17 protein-coding genes are annotated in these 18,261 nt (G+C 61.9%); 14 read left to right on the plus strand and 3 right to left on the minus strand.

Annotated elements, in window-relative coordinates:
- Positions 1-7: 7 nt before the first annotated feature.
- The 4 genes from BLP99_RS03560 to BLP99_RS03575 all read left to right on the plus strand — a co-directional run bounded on the left by BLP99_RS03560 (position 8) and on the right by BLP99_RS03575 (position 3,038).
- Positions 8-766, plus strand: coding sequence for a class I SAM-dependent methyltransferase (locus tag BLP99_RS03560; RefSeq protein ID WP_072394780.1), 759 nt, complete (start codon positions 8-10; stop codon positions 764-766).
- Positions 767-856: 90 nt separating this feature from the next.
- Positions 857-1,309, plus strand: a complete 453-nt coding sequence (gene rnhA / locus BLP99_RS03565; RefSeq protein WP_047700958.1) for a ribonuclease HI — start codon at positions 857-859, stop codon at positions 1,307-1,309.
- A 95-nt stretch (positions 1,310-1,404) separates the two neighbouring features.
- Positions 1,405-2,166, plus strand: coding sequence for a DNA polymerase III subunit epsilon (gene dnaQ / locus BLP99_RS03570; protein WP_072430525.1), 762 nt, complete (start codon positions 1,405-1,407; stop codon positions 2,164-2,166).
- 257 nt (positions 2,167-2,423) lie between these two features.
- Entirely contained in the window at positions 2,424-3,038 is a 615-nt protein-coding gene (locus BLP99_RS03575; RefSeq protein WP_072394784.1) for a GNAT family N-acetyltransferase, read from the plus strand.
- Here the strand turns inward: BLP99_RS03575 and BLP99_RS03580 are convergent.
- Both BLP99_RS03580 and BLP99_RS03585 read right to left on the minus strand, forming a co-directional pair.
- Positions 3,004-3,897, minus strand: a complete 894-nt coding sequence (locus BLP99_RS03580) for a LysR family transcriptional regulator (RefSeq protein WP_072394786.1) — start codon at positions 3,895-3,897, stop codon at positions 3,004-3,006. The two genes, BLP99_RS03575 and BLP99_RS03580, sit on opposite strands and share 35 nt — an antisense overlap.
- A gap of 78 nt (positions 3,898-3,975) precedes the next feature.
- Entirely contained in the window at positions 3,976-4,209 is a 234-nt protein-coding gene (locus BLP99_RS03585) for a hypothetical protein (protein ID WP_072394788.1), read from the minus strand.
- Between the two features lie 185 nt (positions 4,210-4,394).
- Between BLP99_RS03585 and BLP99_RS03590 the strand changes: the two genes are divergently transcribed.
- From BLP99_RS03590 to BLP99_RS03620, 7 genes are all read left to right on the plus strand, one after another.
- The gene (locus BLP99_RS03590; RefSeq protein WP_072394790.1) at positions 4,395-4,952 is read left to right on the plus strand and encodes an NADPH-dependent FMN reductase; all 558 of its coding nucleotides are present in this window, start codon (positions 4,395-4,397) and stop codon (positions 4,950-4,952) included.
- Between the two features lie 177 nt (positions 4,953-5,129).
- Complete coding sequence (locus tag BLP99_RS03595; protein ID WP_092179738.1) at positions 5,130-7,481, plus strand: hypothetical protein; 2,352 nt, start codon at positions 5,130-5,132, stop codon at positions 7,479-7,481.
- A gap of 446 nt (positions 7,482-7,927) precedes the next feature.
- Positions 7,928-8,257, plus strand: coding sequence for a DUF6124 family protein (locus BLP99_RS03600; protein ID WP_092179740.1), 330 nt, complete (start codon positions 7,928-7,930; stop codon positions 8,255-8,257).
- Between the two features lie 104 nt (positions 8,258-8,361).
- The gene (locus BLP99_RS03605; RefSeq protein WP_143007927.1) at positions 8,362-11,550 is read left to right on the plus strand and encodes a hypothetical protein; all 3,189 of its coding nucleotides are present in this window, start codon (positions 8,362-8,364) and stop codon (positions 11,548-11,550) included.
- Positions 11,551-12,016: 466 nt separating this feature from the next.
- Positions 12,017-12,346 carry a DUF6124 family protein gene (locus BLP99_RS03610; RefSeq protein WP_092179744.1) on the plus strand — a complete coding sequence of 110 codons (330 nt, stop codon included), beginning with the start codon at positions 12,017-12,019 and terminating at the stop codon, positions 12,344-12,346.
- 209 nt (positions 12,347-12,555) lie between these two features.
- A complete protein-coding gene (locus BLP99_RS03615) occupies positions 12,556-12,903 on the plus strand; it encodes a metalloregulator ArsR/SmtB family transcription factor (protein ID WP_072430529.1) in 348 nt (115 codons plus the stop codon).
- A gap of 34 nt (positions 12,904-12,937) precedes the next feature.
- A complete protein-coding gene (locus BLP99_RS03620) occupies positions 12,938-14,221 on the plus strand; it encodes an arsenic transporter (protein WP_092179746.1) in 1,284 nt (427 codons plus the stop codon).
- 130 nt (positions 14,222-14,351) lie between these two features.
- Here the strand turns inward: BLP99_RS03620 and BLP99_RS03625 are convergent, their stop codons facing one another.
- Entirely contained in the window at positions 14,352-15,317 is a 966-nt protein-coding gene (locus BLP99_RS03625) for a DUF1853 family protein (RefSeq protein WP_092179748.1), read from the minus strand.
- A gap of 182 nt (positions 15,318-15,499) precedes the next feature.
- Between BLP99_RS03625 and BLP99_RS03630 the strand changes: the two genes are divergently transcribed.
- From BLP99_RS03630 to BLP99_RS03640, 3 genes are read left to right on the plus strand one after another with little or no spacing between them, the layout of a single operon-like run.
- Positions 15,500-16,390, plus strand: a complete 891-nt coding sequence (locus BLP99_RS03630) for an NAD(+) kinase (protein ID WP_024776985.1) — start codon at positions 15,500-15,502, stop codon at positions 16,388-16,390.
- The gene (locus BLP99_RS03635) at positions 16,387-17,361 is read left to right on the plus strand and encodes a metallophosphoesterase (protein ID WP_176776491.1); all 975 of its coding nucleotides are present in this window, start codon (positions 16,387-16,389) and stop codon (positions 17,359-17,361) included. The genes BLP99_RS03630 and BLP99_RS03635 overlap by 4 nt, the downstream gene beginning before the upstream one ends.
- Positions 17,358-18,230, plus strand: coding sequence for a rhomboid family intramembrane serine protease (locus BLP99_RS03640; RefSeq protein ID WP_092179750.1), 873 nt, complete (start codon positions 17,358-17,360; stop codon positions 18,228-18,230). Before BLP99_RS03635 ends, BLP99_RS03640 begins: the two co-directional genes overlap by 4 nt.
- The last annotated feature ends 31 nt before the right edge of the window (positions 18,231-18,261 follow it).

Raw genomic sequence — 18,261 nt, forward strand, 5'->3', positions numbered from 1 at the left:
AATGCAAATGACCGATGAAGCGTTCGCTCAGGCTGATCCTGAATGGCTGGCGCTGATCAGCGCGGCCCGTGAATGGCTGTCCGGCCCTGTCGGGCAATTCCTGTTGGAAGAAGAACGGCGCATGCTCGAAGACGAGCTGGGGCGTTTCTTCGGCGGCTACCTGGTGCATTACGGTCCGTCGGCGCAGACGCCGCCGTCGGCGCCGCAGGTCCAGCGCAACGTGCGCCTGGGAGCGCCCTTGCCGGGGGTCGAGATCGTCTGCGAGGAACAGGCGTGGCCGTTGAGCGAGCACGCCGCCGACGTGGTGGTGATGCAGCACGGCCTGGATTTCTGCCTGTCGCCCCACGGCCTGCTGCGTGAAGCCGCCAGCAGCGTGCGGCCCGGCGGACACCTGGTGATCATCGGCATCAACCCCTGGAGCACTTGGGGCTTGCGGCATGTGTTCGCCCACGACGCCTTGCGCCAGGCCCGTTGTATCTCGGCGTCGAGGGTGGGCGACTGGCTCAACCTGCTGGGTTTCGCGCTGGAGAAACGCCGCTTCGGGTGCTATCGTCCGCCGCTTGCGTCACCCAAGTGGCAGGCTCGCCTGGCTGGCTGGGAGCGCAGGGCCGGTGACTGGCAACTGTCCGGTGGCGGCTTCTATCTACTGGTGGCGCGCAAGATCGCGGTCGGGCTGCGCCCGGTGCGCCAGGTGCGTCGCGAGCCGATGGGCAAGCTGATTCCCTTGCCGATGGCCAAGGTCAATCGCCGCCACATCGAGCCCTGACCCTTTTCTGATACCGTCGGGCCGGCTTCCGGCCTGGGGCGCTGCCGGTCCCGGCCGGCAGGCCTTTGCATTTTTTCTGGATAGATTGGCATGAGCGATAGCGTAGAACTCTTCACTGACGGCGCCTGCAAGGGCAATCCCGGGCCGGGCGGCTGGGGCGCGTTGCTGGTGTTCAAGGGCGTGGAAAAAGAGCTCTGGGGCGGCGAAGCCAACACCACCAACAATCGCATGGAACTGATGGGCGCCATTCGTGGCCTGGAGGAACTCAAGCGGCCCTGCGACGTATTGTTGGTGACCGACTCGCAATACGTGATGAAAGGCATCAACGAGTGGATGGCGAACTGGAAGAAGCGCGGCTGGAAGACCGCTGCGAAGGAGCCGGTCAAGAACGCCGACCTGTGGAAACTGCTGGACGAACAGGTCAACCGCCACAACGTCACCTGGAAGTGGGTGCGCGGCCACATCGGCCACCACGGTAACGAACGGGCCGACCAGTTGGCCAATCGCGGGGTGGACGAGGTGCGTGGCTACAAGCAGGCCTGATGCAACCCTGCCCACAAAAGCTGCGGCCAGCAACTCCCTCGGAGCGTGTTAACATCCGCGCTTTTGCAAGACTGCCCGTTGAGAGCTGAACACTGATGGCCAACAGATCTGTTGTACTGGATACCGAAACCACCGGCATGCCGGTGACCGATGGTCACCGGATTATCGAAATCGGTTGTGTCGAGTTGATCGGCCGGCGCCTGACCGGTCGTCATTTTCACGTCTATCTGCAACCGGACCGGGAAAGTGACGAGGGGGCCATCGGCGTCCACGGCATCACCAACGAATTCCTCGTGGGTAAGCCGCGTTTCGCCGAAGTGGCCGACGAGTTCTTCGAGTTCATCCAGGGCGCACAGCTGATCATCCACAACGCGGCGTTCGACGTTGGCTTCATCAACAACGAATTCGCCTTGATGGGCCAGCACGACCGGGCCGACATCAGCCAGCACTGCACCATCCTCGACACCCTGGTCATGGCCCGAGAACGGCACCCGGGGCAGCGCAACAGCCTCGATGCCTTGTGCAAGCGCTATGGCGTCGACAACTCCGGGCGTGAACTGCACGGCGCATTGCTCGACTCCGAGATCCTGGCCGACGTCTACCTGACCATGACCGGCGGCCAGACCAGCCTGTCCCTGGCCGGCAACGCCTCGGACGGCAACGGTACCGGCGAAGGCTCGGGCAACAAGGCTTCGGAAATCCGCCGCTTGCCGGCCGATCGCACGCCGAGCCGGATCATCCGCGCCAGCGAAAGCGACCTGGCCGAACATGCCGCGCGTCTGGAAGCCATCGCCAAATCCGCTGGCGCTCCGGCACTGTGGACGCAACTGGTGGAATCACAAGCCTCGGCAAACTGATCGTTCGACCCATGGGCGCGAGCTCGTTCGCGACAGCAGTGCCCGGGCATCGCACCGATGCCCGGGGTGTCACCCTCGGCGAGCCGGTTCGCTGCCACAGGATCGGGCATCATTCATTCGCCACAATCGCAACGACCTTCTAACCTGAGGTGACGAGCAGGCCATGGATACCCGCTTGATGTATGAAGATTCCAAAGGCAAGGGCAATGGATGGCAATGGGCCGTTGATTGTCTCAAGGAATGAGGGCTTCCCCAGTATGCAACCGGTGATGAATCCGAAACACCCCGGCTTGTCGGTGCGGGTCGTCGATGACGGCTTCGCGACCTATATCTGGGGCAGCGATTTCAGCTTCGAAGTCAGTGCCTACGGGGCGGCGCAGATCGGCTGTCCCGTGAGCCAGTGGCCTGTGACCCCCATCGTTCCCTACCGCAAGTGCTATGGCATCGACCCCGAAGAGTTCAGCGGCTTCCACGATGCCCCCGACAGCGAAATCTTCATGGCGTACCTGGACGACCAGCCGGTGGGTCACCTGGTGATCAGCACCAACTGGAACGGCTTTGCCCATATCGACGAACTGGCGGTGCATGCCCCGGCCCGTCGCCATGGCGTGGCCAAGGCCTTGCTCGATGTCGCCCAGTTCTGGAGCCGCAAGAAAAAACTGCCGGGCATCATGCTGGAAACCCAGAACAACAACCTCGGCGCCTGCCGGCTCTATGAGCGTTGCGGCTATGTGCTGGGCGGCATCGACCAACTGCGTTATCGCGGCATCGACCGGCATACCGCCGAAGTGGCGTTGTTCTGGTACCGGTTGTTCGATGATCCGGTGGGCATGTCGGTCAATGGCTCAGCAACGCCTCGGCTTGTTCCCTGACCAGCTCCAGCAGTGACAGGAGGGTGGGCGAGGGGGCCGTGCCGTTCAGGTGCAGCGCGTAGAGGCAGATGGGCACCGCCGGCGACACCGGGCACACATCCAGCCCGCTGCCCTTGGCACCTGAGGCCGTAAACGGGTCGACGATGGCAAGGCCTTCGCCGGCCTCGACCATGGCGCGCATCATCTGGTGGGTCTGCACGCGGATCTGGACCAGCGGCGCCGGACGCAGCCCTCCCAGTTTATTCTCGAATGCCGGGCTCAGCGGGTCGTGCCCATCCAGTCCCACCAGCGGCTGGCCCGCCAGATCCTGGAGCGAAACGTACTTTTGCCGGGGTTGCAGCCAGCCGTGGGGGGCCAGTAATTGCAGTTTGCCCTGGGCGATCATCTGGCAATGGATATCGGGGTGCTCGGGATCGTGCAGGCTCAGGCCCAGATCGCTGTCGCGCAGCAGCAGGCTACGGACGATCTCGCGGGTGGGCTGGCTGAGCAGGGTGCAGGGGGCGTCCGGGTAACGGCGACGCAGGGCTGCCAGGCTTCGGGGCAATAGCTGTTGGGCCAGTGGCGGCGTGCAGATGATCCGCAGCGCGGGGGCCTGGTGATGCTTGAGGCTACTGGCCAGGCGCTGCACCGGGTCGAGAGCGTCATACACGCCCGTGATGCCTTCGCGCAGCGCCAATGCTTCCCGGGTGGCTTGCAGGCGACCGCGCACGCTGGCGAACAGCATGAAACCCAACTGGGCCTCGGCGTCGCGCAGGATCGCTTCGACGTCAGCCGCCGGCAGCTGCAGCCATTCGGCCGCCGTGCCGAGGTGGCCGGTCTGCAACAGCGCCTGGATCACTTCGATGTGGCGTAAACGCATGCAGCAAGTCCATGTTGGGCGGGAAAGCCATTGAGTGGCTGAATCCTAACCCAAGTCCAGGTACGACTTCTGCTCAACTTACGAGGCGATGGAGGTTTCGGGTTCGCGTGTCAGTTCGATCCCTGACTGCACCAGTACAAACCGGTCATTGTCCACTTTGTTGACCCGGTCCCCGATGGCCAACTTGTAAGTAGTGACAGGCTCCTTGCCATTACCTTCCGGCGACGGGGTCGACTCCTGGAATTCATACACCGAATAGACGCGACCTTCGGCGTCCCGCGCATGAAAATGTCCGACTTGTACTGCTGCCATTGCTTAGAACCTCTGGAAATAGATGACTCGATTTGCGGTTCTGTAGACCTTGCCCACGCGCGGTAAGTTTTCCTACAAGGAAAAAATAGTCCAGGCCGCCGGTTTTCGTCGCTCCACTGGTCCAATTGTCAGCCCGATCATCTATAACTACAGGCTCCCTTGATCCGAAATCGAGAAGCTCCCTTATGAGTAATGTGTATAGCGTGGCCGTTCTGGTAGGAAGCCTGCGCAAGGCGTCGATCAACCGCAAGGTGGCGTTGGCACTGGCGGACCTGGCGCCGGCCAACCTGAAATTGCAGATCGTCGAGATCGGCGAGCTGGCGCTCTATAACGAAGACCTGGACGTCACGCCGCCCGAGGCTTACCGCACTTTCCGCCAGCAGGTGGGCGCGGCCGACGCCTTGCTGTTCGTCACCCCGGAATACAACCGCTCGGTGCCGGCACCGCTGAAAAACGCCATCGACGTCGGCTCCCGCCCCTACGGCCAGAGCTGCCTGAGCGGCAAGCCGGGTGCGGTCATCAGCGCATCGCCGGGGGCCATCGGAGGCTTTGGCGCCAACCACCACCTGCGCCAGTCACTGGTGTTCCTCGACGTGCCGTGCATGCAGCAGCCGGAAGCCTACCTGAGCGGCGCCGGCACGGCGTTCGACGAGGCGGGCAACCTGTCGGAGTCTGTAAGGCCGTTCCTGCAGAAGTTCATCGATGCCTATGGCAAGTGGGTGGAGCAGCATAAAAAGCGCTGATCCCGCCCTACGCATCCCTTTGCTCTGGGAGCGGGGTAGCACTCCCTGTTCAGTGAGCTACCCCGCTCGACACCCCTGATCGCTTCCCGAACTGTCAACTTTGACAGTAGCCAGCCCTCATGCATCGGCGCTCTCATATCACCACGCCCTGACGCGTCACTTATGAGGACCCCGATCATGCCCCCTTCATCGACACCCGCCGACCAGACCGTCCTTCTGGAGAAACCCGACCTGCCGCGCGCCACTCGCCCTGTGGTGGGGGGCGATTTCGGGGTGCCCAAGCATATCTATGACCAGGAGCCCGCGGGCTGCAAGGTCGCGGTGTTGCCTTATACAAACCAGACAGGCGGGGAGAATGTCTCGATCAACCTCAATGGCGAGACGAACATCGACAACCGGAACACGCTGGGCACCGACGACACGGTGGAGCTGTACATTCCCCATGGAAAACTATTGGCCAACGCAGTCAATCGACTGACCTACACCATAAGGCGCCTCAGCGGTATCCCCGAAACCTCCGACCCTCCTGCAGAGATCCTCTACAACGAGTTCCGGCCAGGCCTTTACGATCGCACGCCTGGCGATGGTGCGCATTCCGAGCTGGAGTTGATCCTGCCGGATGAAATCAAGAACGGAGTAGGGCCGGGCTTCACCCGGGCGACGGTGTGCGTGAGTTACCCCTATTGCCGGGCACATGACCGTATCTGGCTCAACTGCAACGGCAAGCCCAAATACCATACGGTGCCTGATACCGAGGCCCCATTGCCGCCGGACCCCGGCTCGCCGACACCCACCACGATCTGCTTCGATGTCACCAGCGCCGACCTGGGCGATGACCATGCCCAGTTCATGTTCTCCTTCACGGTCACCGACCAGTTGGGCAATTCGCCGGATCTCAACTCGCCCTGGTCCGCTGTGCAGACGGTTGACGTAGATCAGGCCGGTCTTCGACTGCCGGTGCCGATCCCGCGGGAAATCGCCAGCGACACGGCTGACGACCCCGGCATCATCGATCTCGAAAAACTGGGTACGAACCCGCTGCTGTTGATCGTTCTGACCAGCGACCCTCGTTTCCTGCCGGGAGATACGATCGAAGCGACCTACCTTGCGAAAGTGGTGGGCCAGCCGGAGGTCACCCACAGCGAGACAGGAACGGTCGAAACCGATGGTTTTGGGCAGAAACAGGCCTGTGTGCTGGAGATTCCCAACGACAAGGTTACTTCAGGCAGCACAGTGCAGGCGTCTTACAAACTGTTCAGGGGCACGACACTGATAGGTACCTCAAAAACGGCCCATGCGACCGTGATCGGAGCGGCGCAGAACCTGTTGCCTCCTTCGGTGAAAGAGGCCAATGGCCCCATCCTGAACCCGGTCCAGGCCAAGGACGCGCTCCACATCGTCGTACCGGCCAACGCCGCGCTGCTGCCCGACGACAAACTCAAAGTCACCTGGACCGGCGCACCGGGCACACCGGCAGGGGGTTCACACACCTCGGGCGAATGGCCGGTCAGGGATGGGTGGGAAGTACCGATTCCCAACAGCGTGGTGGCGTTCAACCTGGGCAAGGCGGTGACGGTGACCTACACGGTGATCCAGAACGGCGTGGAGTCGCCGCCGTCGGATCCGTTTGTGCTGAATGTGCAGGCGATGCCTGCGGCGAGCCTGACGATACCGTTGATTCCGGAGGCGGCGCAGGGAGGGCTGGGAACTGAGTTGGATTTGAGTAAATTTACCGGGAATGCACGCGTCACTGTCGCACCATGGCCGTTGATTGCGGCGGGTCAGCGGGTCTGGATGAGTTGCGAGGGGGTTGCCAGTGATGGTTCGAATTACACGATTCCCTTGTATACCGACTCAGAAGTCAGCTCGGGCCAAGTGACTACTGGGCTTTCTACGCCGTTGTTACGGAGCGAGCTGGAGAAGCTGCGCGATGGTTCTGAGCTGAAGGTTATGTTGTTGGTGGCGTTCAATCGCAGTACCAACCAGAATGAAAGCGTTTCCTTCCCGCTGCGCACCTATACCGTCAAAGTTGGCATGTACACAACCGGTACTGAGACGTTCGAAGATGAACCATCCGTCTACCGGATAACGCCAGGGGAAAAACGGGTTACTGCACATGGGTTAACCCTGGAGTGTTTTATCGTGGATCGGCCACCACTTGTAATCGTCAACCCGAGGGCACCAGTGTGGAGAGGGGTACTTGAACTTAACGAGACATCTGATCGTTGCGGCACTGCACATGTCGATGTCAAATTTCCTGGTGACGGCGCTACCAAGTCATGCAGCATTGAATACCGCACGATAAATTACGGTAGTGTCGTTGCACAGCAGCGTGTGTTGATTGAAGTTGTGGAAGGGGACATCGCACTCGACTCTAGAGTATTTATATACCCAGCTGGAGATGTGTGGGATTTTACTGTTCCCTCTGGACGAGTCGCAACCGGGTATAGGCTGACATCGAACGCTGCCAACTTAGAAACTGGCGGTCACCTTTCCCTCATCGTTCATACCGTCTCGTGGAGCTCCTGACGCTGTTAAGCCCTTGGATAAAGGGGGCGCATTTATTTACTAGAAGTACGCCCTGTGAAAGCGAGGAAACTCGCTTTCACAGGCCCGAGCTTATCGAACCTGCGCCCCACGCCATCCTTCAGCCTCCGGCTACATCGCCTTGCGCCATTGCCTACAACTGCGCCAGAATCCGCCGGCTTGTGCGCCTGGGGGGCGGGTTCTATCGTTTGCGGGTCGCTGACGAATCAGCGATCGGGTTTAGCGATCCGGCTCAACACACAGACGCAACAATGCCCAGTCTCGATTGCAGTCATCCGGTGCCTGTAATTTAGTCATGGTGGCTGTGCGCGGGAGACCTTCGGGTCTACCCGGGGTTTCTGTGACCCGGATCGCTAACCTGCGTACAGCCGCCACCTTACTTGTTTAGCGATAGGTCGTGGTGGCTCAACCCTTCACGGAGATTCGCCATGTTCAAACCAACCCCCAATCCGCCAGACGCCGATCCCGACCCAACCGCCTTCGACAAAGCCGCCAAACGCGCCCTCGATTTCTACCTCAAGCCCGACCCCGAAACCGACCCACCCCCAGGCCAACTCTTCACCGTGGTAAACGGCATCGACACCGAATGCCTGCTCGCCAACCTCAGCGAAACCCTGGCCTCGGCCGATGCCATGATCAGCGACCTGGCCTTCGAACTGGAAGGTTCGCGTCGGCATGTGGCGTTGGGCATCCAGCAGTTGATCGAGCTGGGTGGGTTGCTGGCGAATCGGGCCCTGGACAACGGCAACCTGCGTTAATCGGTCCATCTTACCCGTGGCGAGGAAACCCGCTCCCTCGCCACGAAGGTCATCCCTCCACCTGTCAATCCTGACAGTAGACGCTCCCACCCCGGTGCGTCTTAATGATCGCTCCTTCCCTTCGCCTCTACTGTTTTATTGGCAGCCCCTCAAAGATCGAGGTGTTTCCCATGGAAAAGCGATTCCCCCGGCGTTATTCGCCCAGCAGCACGCCTTCGGCCGACACACTCGACCCGCCCTGGTTTCCAGGCTGGACGCTTTTGGTGCAGGACTACGATGCCGGTATTCCGGCCAGGCTGGTGGAAGGGGGGCTGCTCTGTATCGTCGAACCCTGGACCAACATGGAGGTCGGTGACGACTTCAAACTCTACTGGAGCGATGGCTCTGCCCCTGTCTGGAGCACCGTCGTCGACCAGAACCAGAAAAACCAACGACTGGCTTTCCGGGTCGATGAAGGGCATATCGTCGAAGGCGACGCTTTTCCGGTGTTCTACAGTGTGCTGCGGTCAAGCTCGACGCAACCGGTCGTGTCGCAGCCGCAGTGGAAGTTGCTGGTCAAGCTCGACCCACCCGGTGGCTTCGATCCGGACCAAGGCACCCCTGGCCATTCGGGCCTGAAGTATTCGATTCCCCAGGACATTCTCGACAACGGGGTTGGCCCCGACGAGGCCGCAGCCGGTGTGCCGATCACCATCAAGCCATACAAGAACATGCGTCGCAGAGACGAGATCAACGTGGCCTGGGGCACCGAGAATGTCTATCACACGGTGGCCGAGGATGAGGAAAACCAAGAGATCACTATCACCATCCCCCTGGAGGTGATCGAGCGAGCCGAGGACAGCGATGCCCTGGCCGTGGCCTATCAGGTGGTGGATGAGTGCGGCAATTACCCGGGGGGGTATTGGCGCTGGTCAGCGGTGACCCATGTGCTGGTGGATGTGAACAACAACCGCCTCGATCCGCCGCTGGTGCTGGTCGATGGCTTTCCGGTGGAGGAGATCGACCTCGCCGAACTGGCCGGCAATCCGGTCACCGTACGTGTCACCGCCAACCGCTACGAACACGCCGTGGGTGATCTTTTGCGCCTGACCTGGCGTGGCACGGCTGCTGATAGCTCTCCGGTGATCGTCGGCCCGCTGGAGCATACGGTTCAAACCATTCCCTACTACTACGACTTCACCATCCCCCATGATGATGTCGCGGCGATCGCCAGGGGGCGGGCCTCGGTAAGTTACCTAAGGATCCGCAGTGGCGAGAAGGATCTCCCATCGAAAAGCACCTCCGTGACCGTGATCGGCGATGCCCGTCAATACCTGGCCCCGGAGATCGTGGAGGCGGTGGGCGGAACGCTGGATCCGGACCTCAGCTTCTACACCCTGTCCGTTCCTTACTACCCAGGCCGAACCGCCGGCGACGAGATCATTATCATCTGTGACGGCCGCACCTCCACCACGCTGCCGACCTACCATGAAGTGACCGCCATCGTCGGTGGAGAGCCGGTCGGCGCGCCGGTGCTGGCGAACCTCGCCAAAGAGCAGGTCAAGCGGCTCGATGGCGGCTCGCTCACCGTGTACTACAGCGTGAACGGCCAACCCGAATCGGAGCATCTGGTGTTGAGCGTGGGGGTCGCCGCGCCGTCGCTGCCTATCCCGACGGTGGTGGAAGCGCCCAACGACGTGTTGAACCCGGACGACGTCAATCCGCTGATTGGCGTGAACGTTCACGCGACCCATACCGCGACGATTCCCGAAGATGTCGTCGTGCTGCGCTGGCGCGGTTCGTCGAGCAATGCCCCGGACCAGTCCAGAACCTTGACCGGCAACACAGCGGGCAAGCTGGTGCCGTTTACCGTGCCGTTCCGGTACGTGACCGAAAACCTCAATGGCACGGTAGACGTGAGCTACTCCATCACCCGTGGCACGAGCTTGCTGGGCAATTCCATTGTCAGGCACCTGACGGTGGGTTCGGTCCTGGACCTGAAGGCACCTTCGGTGGAAGAAGCCAACGGCGCCATCCTGAACCCGGTCAATGCCAAGGACAAGCTGACCGTCGTCGTGCCAGCCAATGCCGCGCTGCTGCCCGAGGACAAACTCAAAGTCACCTGGACCGGCGCACCGGGCACGCCGGCCGGGGGGTCGTACACCTCGGAGGAATGGCCGGTCAGGGATGGCTGGGACGTTCCGATGACCAACAGCGTGGTGGCGTTCAACCTGGGCAAGGCGGTGACGGTGACCTACACGGTGATCCAGAACGGCGTGGAGTCGCCGCCGTCGGATACGTTTATGCTGAATGTGCAGGCGATGCCTGTGGCGAGCCTGACGATGCCGTTGATTCCGGAGGCGGCGCAGGGGGGGATCGGTAGTGTGTTGGATCTGAGTAGTTTCAGCGGCGATGCACGTGTCACTGTCGCACCTTGGCCGCTCATTGCGATCGGTCAGCGGGTTTGGCTGAAGTGTGAAGGGACTGCTGCGGGCAATGGTGCGGATTACACGATTCCGCTTTACAGCAGCTCAGCGGTTATCGAGAGCGAATTATCTGCCGGGTTGTCCAAAGCGATTCCACGGACCGAGCTGGAAAAGCTGCGCATTGGCTCAGAGCTCAAGGTTATCTTGCAAGTCACTTTCGATCGCACTTCGACTCAGGCCAATGCGGTCGATTTTCCTTTGCGTACTTATAGAGTCACCGCCGAGCCGCTGATCGTGGATCCCACGCCCATGCGCTTGGATGGCATCAAATTCTTTCAATCGTATGGACTGGCACAGCGGGAGGTTCCCAATAATACGGGTACCCGTACGCCCACCGGCGGAGTTCCTCCCTATAGCTATACCTCGCTTAACCCACAAACTGCATCTGTGTCTGACGTGGGCAAGGTCGCCGGCCTGCGCAATGGTGTAACTACTGTCGTGATCAAGGATTCTGCAGGGGCTGAGGTGCATTATGAGGTGGTGGTCGAGAATATAGTCCGGCTGCTGAGACGTGAAGGGCCCACAACCGCAGCGGACGTACACGCTTGGGCGCGCCAGATTGGATGGAATCTGCCCAAGGCTGCTGATACGTACATAATGGCTCTTGCTCAGAATTTTGAAACCTTTGAAGGGCTTCTCGAGACACTACATACGCCTGATCCGGGAGGTCGATATACGGGGCTCGCATATATATGGAACGATAATTTAGGCAGGCCTAGTATTGCGGCGTTTGTGTGGAGATCAACTACGTATGGCGCTCTAACGTTCCATGACGATAATACTCAGTTGTTTCCGCGCATGTTGGCATTTGAACCGATCAATAGTTGAGGAGTAAGCGTTGCCTCAGAGAAAACCGGACCCGTATGTGCGGAAAAAGAGGGACATTTATTTCGGACAAAAACACACCCTATTAAAGCGAGGAAACTCGCTTTAATAGGTCCGAGCTTGCCGAAACTGCGTCCCACCTCATCCTTCAGCCTCCGGCTACGTCGCCTTGCGCCATTGCCTACAACTGCGCCAGAATCCGCCGGCTTGTGCGTCTGGGGGGCGGGTTCTATCGTTTGCGGGTCGCTGACGAATCAGCGATCGGGTTTAGCGACTCGGATCATTCTAGGCACAACAAGCCCTCCATGTTTTGTTGCAGATCTGACTGCAATTTCGTTATGGCGGCTGTTATGTGGGAGACCTTCGGGTCTGCCGGGTGCCTATGACCGGTTCGCTAACCCGCGTGCAGCCGCCACCCATCTCTGTTTAGCGACAGATTTCGGTGGCTCCATTCCATAGGAGCCTCATCATGTTCAAACCAACCCCAAATCCACCAGACACCGATCCCGACCCAACCGCCTTCGACAAAGCCGCCAAACGCGCCCTCGATTTCTACCTCAAGCCCGACCCCGAAACCGACCCACCCCCAGGCCAACTCTTCACCGTGGTAAACGGTATCGACACCGAATGCCTGCTCGCCAACCTCAGCGAAACCCTGGCCTCGGCCGATGCCATGATCAGTGACCTGGCCTTCGAACTGGAAGGTTCGCGCCGGCATGTGGCGTTGGGCATCCAGCAGTTGATCGAGCTGGGTGGGTTGCTGGCGAACCGGGCCCTGGACAACGGCGGTCCGCGCTGACCGGCCTTCGCCACAAGTGCGGTTCGATTCTTTAGTGTGCATTCCCTTGCTGGGGTGAGTTGTGTTTCTGTGGCGAGGGGATTCATCCCCGCTGGGCTGTGAAGCAGCCCCGAACCCGGCACCACGGTGCCTGCATCGTGGTGCCGGGCTTTACCAGATATTCGTCTTTCCATATATTCCCCCTTCGCTCATCCAGATTTCTTCTTGCCATGCCCGATTCCCATAATCCCGTCGATGTCTTCAAGGCATTGGCCGACGACACCCGCACTCGCATCGCGCTGTTGGTGGCCCGTGAAGGCGAGTTATGTGTCTGTGAACTCACCGCCGCCCTGGACCAGAGCCAGCCGAAGATCTCTCGACACCTGGCGCAGCTGCGTCACGCCGGCCTGCTCAGCGACCGGCGGCAAGGGCAGTGGGTCTATTACCGGCTGCACCCGCAATTGCCATCCTGGGTGGGTACGCTGCTGGAACAGGCATTGGCGGCCAACGCCCAGTGGCTGGCGGCGGATGTGCAACGCTTGACCGCGATGGTCGACCGTCCCGTGCGCTGCTGCTGATCATTCCTCCATTTTTTTCTCAAGGCGATTGTGCATGCTCGTTGCGTCGTTGATTTTCCTGCTGACCATTACGCTGGTGATCTGGCAACCCAAGGGCCTGGGCGTCGGTTGGAGTGCCACCCTCGGCGCCGTTCTGGCCCTGTTGAGCGGGGTGGTGCAGGTCGGTGACATTGCCCTGGTGTGGCAGATCATCTGGAATGCCACCGGCACGTTCGTCGCGCTGATCATCATCAGCCTGTTGCTGGACGAAGCGGGTTTCTTCGCTTGGGCGGCGCTGCACGTGGCCCGGTGGGGGCGGGGCAGCGGACGCAAGCTGTTTGCCTTCATGGTGCTGCTGGGGGCACTGGTGTCGGCGTTGTTCGCCAATGACGGCGCGGCGCTGATCCTCACGCCGATCGTGATTTCCATGCTGCTGGCCTTGCGCTTTTCCCCGGCGGCGACCCTGGCCTTCGTGATGGGCGCGGGTTTCATTGCCGACACGGCGAGCCTGCCGCTGGTGGTGTCGAACCTGGTGAACATCGTGTCGGCGGACTTCTTCGGCATTGGCTTCAATCGCTACGCGTCGGTGATGGTGCCGGTGAACCTGGTGGCCGTGGCGGCCAGTCTGGCGATCCTGCTGTGGTTCTTCCGTCGCGATATCCCTCGCGACTACGATCGGCAGCAACTGGCGGATCCGGCCAGCGCCATCCACGACACGGCCACCTTCTACGCCGGCTGGGTGGTGCTGGCGATCCTGTTGCTGGGCTGCTTCGCCCTGGAGCCGCTGGGCATTCCCATCAGCGCGATCTCGGCCGTCTGCGCCGCGTTGCTGCTGGCCGTGGCGGCCCGGGGTCACAAGATTTCCACCCGCAAGGCCATGAAAGAAGCGCCCTGGCAGATCGTGATCTTTTCCCTGGGCATGTACCTGGTGGTCTATGGGCTGCGCAATGCCGGCCTGACCGATTACCTGGCTCGCTGGCTCGACGTTTTCGCCGGCTATGGGGTGTGGGGTGCGGCCATGGGCACCGGGTTGCTGACGGCCTTGCTCTCGTCGGTGATGAACAACCTGCCGACGGTACTGGTCGGCGCCTTGTCCATCGACGCCAGCCAGGCCAGCGGGGTGGTGAAGGAGGCGATGGTCTATGCCAACGTCATCGGCAGCGACCTGGGGCCGAAAATCACGCCGATCGGCAGCCTGGCCACTTTGCTCTGGTTGCATGTGCTGGCGCGCAAGGACATCCGCATCGGCTGGGGCTATTACTTCAAGGTCGGGATCGTGCTGACCGTGCCGGTGTTGCTGGTGACGTTGGCGGCGCTGGCGGTGCGGTTGTCCATTTAGACCGAGGTGGCTTTATCGCGAGCAAGCTCGCTCCCACACTGACCGCCGCGCCTGCCATTTCAAGGGAGAACAGAGACACCATGTGGGAGCGAGCTTGCTCGCGATGAGGTCCTGACAGGCAGCACAAGGCTCAGCCATTGCCCGGCACATCCGGCCAGCGATCCGCCACCAGGAACAGCCGTTCGGCTTCTTCCCACTCACCCTTGGCATTTTCCGTCAGGCGCACCATCAGTTGCGCCGGCGCCATTGGGTCCAGGGCCAGTCGCCAGGCTTCAAGCTGCCCGGTGGTCCAGGTCTGGTCCGCCGGGTAATGGGCCGGGGCCAGCCAGGCGGCCCGGGGCAGGGGTTGCCAGCGGCCCGGTGGGCGCTGGGCGACGAACGCCGGCCAGTCGCGCTGATGCAACCAACTGCCGCGCAAATGCCTGGGGTGCGCTCCGGCGGGCGGTTCGGCGTGGCCGGGCCAGGGATAAAGCAGGTAGCCCCCCAGCCAGAGTTCGGAGCGGAACGACTCGATGCCCGCGGCGTCGATGCCCAGTGTCGCCAGGGCTTCGCAGCTTTCCGGGCGCGCCGAGATGGGTAACTGGTGTTCGCGCAGGTGGGCCAGTTTGCGGTCGAGCCGGTCATGGCTGCCCGGGCCCAGCCACCGAGCGGTGTCTTGCCCGTTGCCGTCCTGGGGGCCGAGGTAGAGCTTGATCGCCAGTTCCAGATGATGGATGCCTTCGCCGTCGCGCAGCAGCAGGTCCAGCTCGCCCAGGGTATGGCCCTGGTGGCGGATCGGCAGGTTCGCGGCAACCAGCTCGATGCCCGGCGCGTGTTGCACGGCAAACTGCCACAGCCTTTCGTAGTACAGGCCCAGGCGCCGGGTCCGGCCCTGGGACAGGCAATGCAGCAGGGGATAGCTGTCGCGGTCCAGTTGCTGCAACCAGTGTTCCAGCCGGTGGGGCTGCTGCACCCAGTCGCTGCCCGACAGGGGATGGCGCTGGGGCCAGGGGGTGTCGATGAGCATCGGCGGGGCGAGTATCGCCCACGCCAGGTCCCGCACTTCGGGATGGCGCAAGCGGCGGGGCAGGTCCAGCAGTTCGGGAAACAGGATCATTTTGCGAGCATAGCCGCTATATGGCCAAGACTGTTCGTTTCGGGAAAACCCAGGGCCCATGGCGAGGGCAAGCCTCGAATGAAGGGCCTTGCGCGATGGTGAAGGCTTAAAGAATTTTGTCTATGGGCCGCTTTCGCCCATAATCGGGTTTTTCGCCCGTCGCAGACCCTCGCAGGAGCCCCATGGAGCAATTTCGCAATATCGGCATCATCGGTCGCCTGGGCAGTTCGCAGGTGCTGGACACCGTCCGCCGCCTCAAGCGTTTCCTCCTGGAGCGGCACCTGCATGTGATTCTCGAAGATACCATCGCCGAAGTCCTGCCGGGCCATGGCCTGCAGACGTCGTCGCGCAAGATGCTGGGCGAAGTCTGCGACATGGTGATCGTGGTGGGCGGCGACGGCAGCCTGCTGGGGGCCGCGCGGGCCCTGGCGCGGCACAATATCCCGGTGCTGGGGATCAACCGGGGCAGCCTGGGGTTTCTCACCGACATCCGCCCGGACGAGCTGGAAACCAAGGTCGCCGAAGTACTGGACGGCCACTACCTGGTGGAAAACCGCTTCCTGCTGCAGGCCGAGGTGCGCCGTCACGCCGAGGCCATCGGCCAGGGCGACGCCCTCAACGACGTGGTGCTGCACCCGGGCAAATCCACGCGCATGATCGAGTTCGAACTGTACATCGACGGCCAGTTCGTCTGCAGCCAGAAGGCCGACGGCCTGATCGTCGCCACGCCCACGGGCTCCACGGCCTACGCGCTGTCCGCCGGTGGCCCGATCATGCATCCCAAGCTCGACGCTATTGTGATTGTGCCCATGTACCCCCATACCTTGTCTGGGCGACCCATCGTGGTCGATGGCAACAGTGAACTGAAAATCGTCGTGTCCAAGGATATGCAGATCTACCCACAAGTGTCCTGTGACGGTCAGAACCACTTCACCTGCGCGCCGGGTGACACCATCACCGTCAGCAAGAAAGCGCAGAAGCTGCGCCTGATCCATCCGCTGGATCACAATTACTACGAAGTCTGCCGGACCAAGCTCGGCTGGGGCAGCCGGCTGGGAGGAAGGGGCGACTGATGCTCGATCCTGCGCGAAGTTACGACCTGATCGGTGACGTGCACGGATGCGCCCTGACCCTGGAACACCTGCTTGACCGGCTCGGTTACCACAAGCAGGGCGGGGTCTGGCGGCATCCGTCGCGCATGGCCGTGTTCCTGGGCGACATCATCGACCGTGGCCCGCGGATCCGCGAGGCGCTGCACATCGTCCACGACATGGTGGAGGCCGGCCAGGCGCTGTGCATCATGGGCAACCACGAGTTCAATGCCCTGGGCTGGAGCACTCCGGCACTGCCCGGCAGTGGCCAGCGCTATGTTCGCGAACACACGCCGCGCCATGCCCGGTTGCTCAACGAGACCCTGACCCAGTTCGAACATCACCCCGGCGACTGGCACGATTTCCTGGCCTGGTTCTACGAGCTGCCGTTGTTTGTCGATGCCGGTCGTTTCCGGGTGGTGCATGCCTGTTGGGACGCCAGCCTGATCGAGCCGCTGCGGGGCCTGTTCCCGGACGGTTGCATCGACGAGCATTTCCTCCAGGCCTCGGCGCAGTCCGGCAGTTTCGCCTGCACGGTGTTCGACCGCCTGTTGCGGGGTACCGACATGCGCCTGCCCCATGGCATGACCCTGACCGGTGGCGATGGCCTGACCCGTTCGTTCTTTCGTACCAAGTTCTGGGAGGACGACCCGCAGACCTACGGCGATATCGTCTTCCAGCCCGACGCCTTGCCCGAACCGGTGGCGCGCAGGCCCCTGTCTCCCGATGAAAAGAACAACCTGCTGCGTTACGGCATCGATCAACCGCTGCTGTTCGTCGGCCATTACTGGCGCAGCGGCAAACCCGCGCCGATCCGCCCGAACCTGGCGTGCCTGGACTACAGCGCCGTGCTCTACGGCAAGCTGGCCGCCTATCGCCTGGACCAGGAAACCCGACTGGACCCGCACAAATTCGTCTGGGTCGATGTGGAACGACCGGAGGTGGTGAAGTGACCGCTGTCGCTGTGTTGCGTTTACCCCTGGCCCAGGACCTGAGCGGTTTCGTCAAGTTGCTGCAACGCATGCAGGTGCCTCACCGCGTCAGCGAAGAGGCGGGCGAGCAGGTGCTCTGGGTGCCGGACGAAATCAGCGAAGACGTGCGCTCCCTGTACGAACGCTTTCCGGCGGGCGACCCCGAGCACCAGCTGGAGCTGCCTGCCAGCGGCACCACCCCACGGCGGACGGGTTTCGTCGAGCAATTGACCCGCAGTCCGATCACGGCCCTGGTGTTGCTGCTGAGCCTGATCGTCGCGGCGGTGACCCTGCTGGGGGAAAATCTCGAGACGCTGCGCTGGCTGACCTTCCTGGAGTTTCGCGTCGTCGGCGACTACATCCATTTCACCCCCCTGGCCGACAGCCTGGCGGCGGGGCAGTGGTGGCGCCTGGTGACGCCGATGCTGATCCACTTCGGTTTCCTGCACATTGCCATGAATGGCATGTGGTACTGGGAACTGGGCCGCCGGATCGAAGCGCGCCAGGGCGGCATCAACCTGCTGGGGCTGACGCTGCTGTTCAGCCTCGTATCCAATTTCGCCCAGTATTTGTTCAGCGGGCCGACCCTGTTCGGTGGGTTGTCCGGGGTGCTGTACGGCTTGCTGGGGCATTGCTGGATCTATCAACTGCTGGCGCCAAACCCCGCCTATCACTTGCCCCGTGGGGTGCTGGTGATGATGCTGGTGTGGCTGCTGCTGTGCCTGTCCGGGCTGGTTTCGCTGATCGGCTTCGGCGACATCGCCAACGCGGCCCACGTCGGCGGGCTGCTCGTCGGTTGCTTCACAGGGCTGTTGGGTGGGCTGTTCGCTCGCCGTAAAATGGCCCCCTGACCGGCGCCTGTGCCTCTTGAATATGCGCGAT

It is taken from the genome of Pseudomonas sp. NFACC32-1 (assembly GCF_900101215.1).
In the GTDB taxonomy this organism is placed as follows: Bacteria; Pseudomonadota; Gammaproteobacteria; order Pseudomonadales; family Pseudomonadaceae; genus Aquipseudomonas.